This window comes from Sphingomonas sp. CCH21-G11, assembly GCF_001555965.1.
In the GTDB taxonomy this organism is placed as follows: Bacteria; Pseudomonadota; Alphaproteobacteria; order Sphingomonadales; family Sphingomonadaceae; genus Sphingomonas.
Genome location: NZ_LSHX01000006.1, coordinates 1 through 7149, shown reverse-complemented (window position 1 = coordinate 7149; position 7149 = coordinate 1). Strand labels below are relative to the sequence as shown.

General features: G+C 68.0%; 5 protein-coding genes and 1 pseudogene. 4 read left to right on the top strand and 2 right to left on the bottom strand.

The window, feature by feature from the left end:
- Nucleotides 1-207: pseudogene (locus AX676_RS01425) on the bottom strand (sensor histidine kinase); the annotation flags it as partial.
- 176 nt (nt 208-383) lie between these two features.
- Between AX676_RS01425 and AX676_RS01420 the strand changes: the two are divergent.
- Nucleotides 384-842 carry an Lrp/AsnC family transcriptional regulator gene (locus AX676_RS01420; RefSeq protein ID WP_066476279.1) on the top strand — a complete coding sequence of 153 codons (459 nt, stop codon included), beginning with the start codon at nt 384-386 and terminating at the stop codon, nt 840-842.
- Between the two features lie 66 nt (nt 843-908).
- Here the strand turns inward: AX676_RS01420 and AX676_RS01415 are convergent, their stop codons facing one another.
- Nucleotides 909-2192: a hypothetical protein gene (locus AX676_RS01415; RefSeq protein WP_156437609.1), complete on the bottom strand. Its 1284-nt coding sequence runs from the start codon at nt 2190-2192 to the stop codon at nt 909-911.
- 206 nt (nt 2193-2398) lie between these two features.
- On the opposite strand from AX676_RS01415, the gene yaaA reads away from it, so the two are divergent.
- The 3 genes from yaaA (at nt 2399) to gyrA (ending at nt 6848) form a co-directional block, all read left to right on the top strand.
- A complete protein-coding gene (gene yaaA / locus AX676_RS01410; RefSeq protein ID WP_066476276.1) occupies nt 2399-3166 on the top strand; it encodes a peroxide stress protein YaaA in 768 nt (255 codons plus the stop codon).
- The gene (locus AX676_RS01405; RefSeq protein WP_066476281.1) at nt 3163-3861 is read left to right on the top strand and encodes an SDR family NAD(P)-dependent oxidoreductase; all 699 of its coding nucleotides are present in this window, start codon (nt 3163-3165) and stop codon (nt 3859-3861) included. The genes yaaA and AX676_RS01405 overlap by 4 nt, the downstream gene beginning before the upstream one ends.
- Before the next feature lie 197 nt (nt 3862-4058).
- Nucleotides 4059-6848, top strand: coding sequence for a DNA gyrase subunit A (gyrA, locus tag AX676_RS01400; protein WP_066476275.1), 2790 nt, complete (start codon nt 4059-4061; stop codon nt 6846-6848).
- Nucleotides 6849-7149 lie beyond the last annotated feature (301 nt).

The window sequence follows — 7149 nt, the reverse complement described above, 5'->3', positions numbered from 1 at the left end:
GGCAAGCTGGAGCATGCGACCGCCCGCGGCCCGAACCGATTCGGGCATTTCGCGATGCAGGTCATGCAACAGGCCCAGCGTCCCGTCATCGAGCGGCGCACGGCCCCGTGCGATCAGATCGACGAGCTGGCGCCACGCGGTTTCGCGCGCGAGCGAATGGCTCAGATCGGTCGCGAGAACGGTGGCGAAAGTGTCGTCGAAGCGCACGCTTGGAGCCCGGAGCCGCGCCGTTGATTCGGGGCGTGACGAATCCTTAACGACGCCGGTCCGATGACGGAACCACTCATTTTTGGCACGTCGCATAGTGGGACAATTGCGTTGGCGCGCAATTATCTTATAGGAACGGCATCCCCCGCTGTTCGACGATTTCGGAGTTACGACACATGGCCTTCGACCGGATCGACCGCCAGATCATGGCCCTGTTGCAGGACGATGGCCGGATGACGAACGTCGATCTGGCCGAACGGGTTGGGCTCACCGCCCCGCCCTGCCTGCGCCGCGTGCGCGCGCTGGAAGAGGCGGGCGCGATCAAGGGCTATCACGCCGCGCTCGATCCCACCCAGCTCGGCTATTCGATCACCGTGTTCGCAATGGTCAGCCTGAAAAGCCAGGCGGAGGCCGATCTGGCGGCGTTCGAAGCGCATGTCGGCCAGATCCCCGAGGTCCGGGAATGCCACATGCTCAACGGCGAGATCGATTTCATCCTGAAGATCGTCGCGACCGACCTGCGCAGCTTCCAGGAAATGCTGACCACCCAGCTGCTGACCGCGGACAATGTCGCCAGCGTCAAGACGTCGCTGACCATCCGCACGGCCAAGCAGCTGCCGGGGATTCCGGTCTAGACTGCCCGGCGGAACGATCACCGGCCGGGGAACATGGGTTCCGCCGGCCGGTCGTTTACGTTGGGCTCAGGATGCGGCCGCCGGCGCCGGCGCGGCCGCGCGGGTATCCGCATAGAGCGTCCAGAATGCTGCAAGCTCCTTGCGCAGCGGATCGCTGACCCCCGCCAGGATCTGCTTCGCCTCGGCCTGCTGGCCCGACTGGGCGAGCGCGGCGCCCAGGCTCACCGTCGCGGCCGCCGTGTTCACCCCGCCCTTCTGGAGCGCGGCGCGATACAGCGGCACCGCCTTGGCGAACTGCTTGGTGCCCAGATAGGAATTGGCCGCCAGCAGCGCGAGCTTGCCGTCCTTGGCCGCCATCGCCTCCTTCTCCAGCGTGGCGAGCGAACCCTCGCGCGAAATCGCCTGCTTGGCGGCGGTGTAGAGCCCGTTCAGGTTGCTCGACGCCGGGACCTTGCCCGACGCGCGACCCTCGTCGATCACCGCGACCGTCTCATAGCGCAGACCCGCGTTGTTGGCGGCGTCGGCATAGAGGATATAGTCGTTCTGGTCGGCGAGCGCGTTGGTCGCGCGCATCAGGCGATACAGCTCGATCCGGCCCTCGCGGTCGAGATCGTCGACCCCGCGCGAGCCGCTGGTTCGATAGATGTTGATCGCGGTGCGCCAGTTTTCGGCGGTGGGATAGGCGCGGACCAGCCGGCGCAGCCATTCGGCGAGCTGCGCTTCGTCCTTCGCCGCCTGCAGCTTGCTCGCGGCATAGCGATACCATTGTTCGGGGGCCTTGGCCGCGCCGCCGGCCTCGCGCTCGGCGATCGCGCGCTCCAGGTCGGCGATCCCGCCGTTCAGGTCCCCGCTGTCGACCTTTGCGCCTGCGATGCGCAGGTTCAGGTCGGGATCCTGGAAACCCAGCTCGCGCGCCTTGATCAGATAGGGCAGCGCCTGCGCGGGCTGCTTGCCCTCCAGCGTCGTGACCCCGCGGACATAGTTGAAACGGGCAAGGTCGGTCGCCGGCGTCTTGGGGCTGGCGATCAGCGTGTCGAGCGCGCGCACCATGCCGGGCGTGTCGTTCTTCTTGTTGGCGATCTGCAGGCGCAGCTGGGCGGCGAAGTATTTTTCGTCTTCGCTCTTCATCACCGCCTCCGCGGCGGCGAGCTGCGTCTCGGCGGTGGCGATGTCGCCCGCCTTGGCGGCGGTGTCGCCGGCGACGATCGCGTCACGGAATTCCTTGCTGATCTCGACCTTGGGCGCTTCTTCCTTTTTCTTTTTCTGCGCTTCGGCGGGCGCGGTCGCGACGACGGAAGCCGCACCGAGCACCAGGGCCGACGCGATCGCGGCTGACGAAAGCAACTTCATTTTCGATATCTCCAGTTCCTGCATGCGGTCACCCGTTGACGCCGCTGTAATTCGCGCAACGGGGGCTTTCAAGCGATCGACGCTCGCACCGCCTTTCGGTTCCCACCACTGAACCGTGGTTGAATGACCGGACGCCGGATTGGCGGGGCACCCCTGACCCCTTGGCCGTTTTGACCGGCGCACCCGCACCCGCTAGCTGCGGCGGCATGATCGCCATTCTGTCCCCTGCCAAGACGCTCGACTATTCCGGGCAGCTCCCCGACCGGCCGGCCTCCACGCCCCGCTTCGCGGAGGATGCGGCGACGATCGCGCGCGGCGCCGCCCGCCTCTCGGTCGCCCGGCTGTCGAAGCTGATGCACATTTCCGACAAGCTGGCCGCGCTCAACGCCGGTCGCTTTCGCGGCTTTGACGACGCGCCGTCGCGCCCGGCGCTGTTCGCCTTTGCGGGCGACGTCTATCGCGGGTTCGAGGCCGCGAGCCTTGAGCCGGAAGCGATCGCCTTCGCCCAGGATCATGTCCGCATCCTGTCCGGCCTCTACGGCCTGCTGCGCCCGCTGGACGCGATGCGACCCTATCGCCTCGAAATGGGCACGCGCTGGGCACCCGGCAGGGCCAGGGATCTCTATGCTTATTGGCAGGACCGCATCGCGCGGGAAATCGCCGCGGACGCCGACGCGGCGGGTACCGACACGATCCTCAATCTCGCCAGCCAGGAATATTGGGGCGCTGTCGCCGGCAGGCTCCCCGCCGGCCTGCGCGTGATCGAGGTCGATTTCCGCCGCGCCACCCCGGACGGCCCGCAGTTCGTCAGCTTCGACGCCAAGCGCGCGCGCGGCATGATGGCGCGCTGGATGTGCGAGCATCGCGTCACCGATGTCGACGCGATGCGCGGCTTCGACAGCGACGGCTATCGCTTCGACGCCGCCGCCAGCACCGACGATGCGTGGCGCTTCGTGCGCGGGGCCGGCGCATGACCGGCAGCGCGGTGGTGATCGGCGCGTCGGGCGGGATCGGCGGTGCCTTTGCCGACGCGATCGAGGCCGAGGGGACGTTCGCCCGCGTCTGGCGCTTCGCCCGCAGCTTCGACGGCGATCGTCACCTCGACCTGACCGACGAGGCGAGCATCGCCGCCGCCGCGGCCCGCGTCGCCACCGGGCCCGCGCCGACGCTGGTGTTCGTCGCGACCGGCATCCTCCACGACGATGCGCGCGGCCCGGAAAAGGCGCTGCGCGATCTCGACGGCGACTGGCTGGCGCGGGTCTATGCGATCAATGCGATCGGCCCCGCGCTGGTCGCCAAGCATTTCCTCCCGCTGCTCCCGCGCGAGGGCAAGCCGGTGTTCGCCGCCCTCTCCGCGCGCGTCGGCAGCATCGCCGACAACCGGCTCGGCGGCTGGCACGGCTATCGCGCGTCGAAGGCCGCGCTCAACATGCTGATCCGCAATTTCGCGATCGAATCGAAGCGGCGCAGCGACCGTTCGATCGTCGTCGCGCTCCATCCCGGCACCGTCGACACCGCGCTCAGCCGGCCGTTCCAGGGCAATGTCGCGCCGGGCAAGCTGTTCGACGCCGAACGCGCCGCGCTCCAGCTGCTCGACGTGATCGAGGGGCTCAAACCCCAGGACAGCGGCAAGCTCTTCGCCTGGGACGGCGAGGAAGTCCCGTTCTGACGAGGCGTCGCCCCGGCGGAGGCCGGGGCCTCTGGCCAATAGCGGGCAGGCCCCGGCCTCCGCCGGGGCGACGCTCGGTTTCTCGGGCGGCGGTTGCTCTCCCCGCGCGCACGCGCGCACGCGCGAGACTTGGCAGTCACGTCGCCAGGGTCTAAGACCGACCCAGAACTGACACACTCTTCCGAAAGCGCCAGCATTTGACCGACGAGACGCTCCTCGCCGACCCCTCCGACATCACGCCCATCTCGATCGTCGACGAAATGCGGTCGAGCTATCTCGACTATGCGATGTCGGTCATCGTCGCGCGCGCGCTGCCCGATGTCCGCGACGGGCTGAAACCCGTGCACCGCCGCATCCTCTATTCGGCCTATGAAAGCGGCTATGTCGCGGGCAAGCCGTATCGCAAATCGGCGCGCATCGTCGGCGACGTGATGGGTAAATACCACCCGCACGGCGACAGCTCGATCTACGAGGCGCTGGCCCGCATGGCCCAGGACTGGTCGATGCGCGTCCCGCTGATCGACGGCCAGGGCAATTTCGGGTCGATGGACCCCGACCGGCCCGCCGCGATGCGCTACACCGAATCGCGCCTCGCCCGGATCGCCAACGCGCTGCTCGACGATCTCGACAAGGATACGGTCGACTTCGTCCCCAATTATGACGGGTCGGAGAGCGAGCCGTCGGTTCTGCCCGCGCGCTTTCCCAACCTGCTCGTCAACGGCGCCGGCGGCATCGCGGTCGGCATGGCGACCAACATTCCGCCGCACAATCTGGGCGAGGTGATCGACGCGTGCCTGGCGCATATCCAGCGGATGCTCGACGGCGACGGCCCGATCTCGCTCGAGGAGCTGATGGAGATCGTGCCCGGCCCCGACTTTCCGACCGGCGCGGTGATCCTCGGTCGCTCGGGCTGCCGTTCGGCCTATGAAACCGGGCGCGGCTCGATCATCGTGCGCTCGCGCCACATCACCGAGACGCGCGGCGAGCGCCGTTCGATCGTGCTCACCGAAATCCCGTTCCAGACCGGCAAGTCGGGCCTCGTCGAAAAGATCGCCGAGGCCGCCAAGGACAAGCGGATCGAGGGCGTCAGCGACATCCGCGACGAATCGAACCGCGAGGGCGTCCGCATCGTCATCGACCTCAAGCGCGACGCGACCCCCGACGTCGTGCTCAACCAGCTGTGGCGGCACACGCCCGCCCAGTCGAGCTTCCCCGCCAACATGCTGGCGATCCGCGGCGGCCGGCCTGAGCTGCTCAACCTGCGCGACATCATCGAGGCGTTCGTCAAGTTCCGCGAGGAGGTCATCACCCGCCGCTCGAAGTTCGAGCTCGCGAAAGCGCGCGAGCGGGCGCATCTGTTGCTCGGCCTCGTCATCGCGGTCACCAATCTCGACGAGGTGGTCAGGATCATCCGCGGCTCCGCCTCGCCGGTGGAGGCACGCACGAAGCTGCTGATGCGCGAATGGCCGGTGGCGGAAATCGCGCCCTATATCCGCCTGGTCGAGGCGGTCGAGCATGAGGTCGAGGGCGACGTCTACCGCCTCTCCGATGCCCAGGTCCGCGCCATCCTCGACCTGCGCCTCCACCGCCTGACCGCGCTCGGCCGCGACGAGATCGGCGACGAACTGAAGACGCTGGCCGAATCGATCGCCGAGCTGCTCGAGATCCTCGCCAACCGTGCCCGCCTCTACGCGGTGCTCACCGACGAGCTGCGCGCCGTGCGCGATCAGTACGCCACCCCGCGCCGCACCGAGATTGCCGCCGCTGCCGACGGGATCGAGGACGAGGACCTGATCGAGCGCGAGGAGATGGTCGTCACCGTCACGCTCGAAGGCTATATCAAGCGCACCCCGCTTGACACCTTCCGCGCCCAGGCGCGCGGGGGCAAGGGCCGCGCCGGCATGGCGACCAAGGACGAGGACGCGGTCACCAACCTGTTCGTCACCTCGACGCACACCCCCGTCCTGTTCTTCTCGACGCTGGGCAAGGTCTATCGGATGAAGGTGTGGAAGCTGCCCGAGGGCGGCCCGGCCACGCGCGGACGGCCGATGATCAACCTGCTGCCGCTCGCCAATGGCGAGACGATTTCGACCGTGCTGCCGCTGCCCGAGGACGAGGCGGAGTGGGGCAAGCTCCACGTCATGTTCGCCACCGCCCGGGGCTCGGTGCGGCGCAATTCGATGGACGCGTTCACCAACGTGCCCTCGAACGGCAAGATCGCGATGAAGTTCGAGGGCGACGACGCCGACGACCGCCTGATCGGCGTCGCGTTGCTCGACGAGAATGACGACGTGCTGCTCGCATCGCGCGACGGCAAGGCGATCCGCTTCCCCGGCGACGATGTCCGCGCGTTCCAGAGCCGTGCATCGACCGGCGTGCGCGGCATGACGCTCCGCGACGGAGACGAGGTCATTTCGCTGTCGATCCTCCATCGCTCGGGCGCGAGCGCGGAGGAGCGCGAGGAATATCTGCGTTTCGCCCCGTGGAAGGGCGAGCGCGAGGGCGAATGCGCGCTGTCGGCCGACCGCTTCGCCGCGATGGTCGAGCGCGAACAGTTCATCCTCACCGTCTGCGCCAACGGCTATGGCAAACTGAGCTCGGCCTATGAATATCGCCGCACCGGGCGCGGGGGCCAGGGGATCGTCAACATCGACAACATCGCCCGCAACGGCCGCGTCGTCGCCAGCTTCCCCGCGCGCGTCGCCGACCAGCTGATGCTCGTCACCGACCAGGCCAAGCTGATCCGCATCCCGCTCGCGTCGCTGCGCGTCATCGGCCGCGGCACCGCCGGCGTGCGCCTCTTCGACGTCGCGCCCGGCGAGCATGTCGTCGGCGTCGCCCGCATCGACGAGGATCAGGAGCCCGAGAACGAGGCCGAGGCGATGGTCGCCCAGGACGTCGCGATCGACACCGATCCCGCCAAGTCGGTTCAGGTCGACGACGGCACCGGGACGGAAGATCCGACGGACGAGGAAGAGGCGGAGTAGAGCCCCTCCCGTTGAGCTGCGCTCGCCTTCGGCTCAGGGGAGGGGTTGGGGTGGGGCCTGTCCACCGCGCACGACATCACGCCGCATTGCTACCCGGTGGTTTCGAGCAAACCGCTGCTTGTTTCCCGTCACACCCCGCTGGTTCGAGCGGACCCTCGTTTGTTTCGCACCAAACCCCGCTCGTTTCGAGCGAAGTCGAGAAACGCGAATGGCACGCGCACCGAGACGTTTCTCGACTGCGCTCGAAACGAACGGAACACGAGAAATAGGCGTAGGCCGCCCCATATCCCCCTTCCGGAAC